Here is a 1,112-nt window from a genome sequence, read left to right as displayed (position 1 = left end):
GTGTCGAGGTCGTAGCCGTGAAGGCCGGTGTCGGCGGAGATGCCGGCGGCCGCGGCCAGTGCGGTCTCCTTCGCGATGGTTGCCTGCACCGTCGCCTGGTAGGCGTCCTCGGCGGCGGCCGCCGAGGCGGAGGCTGTGGTGCCCTGTGCGGGAAGAACGCCGGGCGCCGGCACGAACGGCTGCGCCGGCAGTGCCTGGTCTTCCGCCGGCGCGTACGTCTCCGGGTCGATCCGGCCGCCGACGGCGTCGATATTGAGGAGCGGGACGGGGCCGAGTCGGTTGGTGTTGAAGAAGCGGGGTGTGGGCCGGCGCGGGTCGGCGGGCAGGCCCAGGAGTTCCTCGCGACCCTCGTCGGGGCTGGCCATGCCGGCCTCGATGTAGATCTGCCACGCCTGGGCGAGGGCCAGGCGGTCCTCCTTTTCCTGCCCGGTGTCGAACGCGAACTCGATCGGCAGGCCCATGTCGTGCTGGAGGAACGACGTAAGAACGTCCTGAATGTGAGTCACGAGGGGCCGGTCACCGACGCGGTGCTGCACGTCCGCCTGGCTATCGCCGCTGCTCTTGTTCACGGACTCGGTGAAGCCGAGGTCGGACGGGACGATGTGGTACGCCGCGCACGTCTTCCGCATGAGGAACAGGGAGAACGAGTCGGAGAAGTCTTTCTCGTTCGACCACTCGATCTTGCCGCCACCGGGCATCCACTTGATCATGTGCTTGACCGACTGGTCACCGAGCATGAACGCGTCCCAGTACCCCTGGAACTCCTCGATCTGCTGCGGTGTCCACGTCTCCGGGGCCGACGCGAACGCCTCGGGGATGTTGCCCTCCGTGAACCGCTGGAGGAAGTACGCCTGGAAGCGCAGGTCGGTGTTCGCGTTGAGAAGGATGCTCTCGAGCGGTGCGTACCCGTAGACCGTGTTCGACCGGGGCCGGAACGGCACGTAGACGAGGTCTTTGCGGGTGAGCCAGTTCCACGGCAGGCCGTTCGCGTACTGCACGTACGCCTCGGCCGGCGGTTCCGGGGAGTTACCCCAGTAGTCCAGGAGGGGCGCGATCGTCGTGCCGTCGACGACGCGTAGCCCGATCGCCTGGCCGCCCCGGTTCCGCATGCG

The 1,112-nt window shown here is 68.1% G+C and carries 1 protein-coding gene; it reads right to left on the bottom strand.

Translation table 11 applies throughout. The features are described from left to right. Positions 1-1,112: phage portal protein (locus ABZ454_RS38935; RefSeq protein WP_359544151.1), on the bottom strand; the 1,112-nt coding region annotated here is incomplete at both ends.

It is taken from the genome of Streptomyces sp. NPDC005803 (assembly GCF_040630435.1).
In the GTDB taxonomy this organism is placed as follows: domain Bacteria; phylum Actinomycetota; class Actinomycetes; order Streptomycetales; family Streptomycetaceae; genus Streptomyces.
The sequence above is the reverse complement of the archived record's forward strand: the minus strand, read 5'-3'. Positions and strand labels throughout refer to the sequence as shown.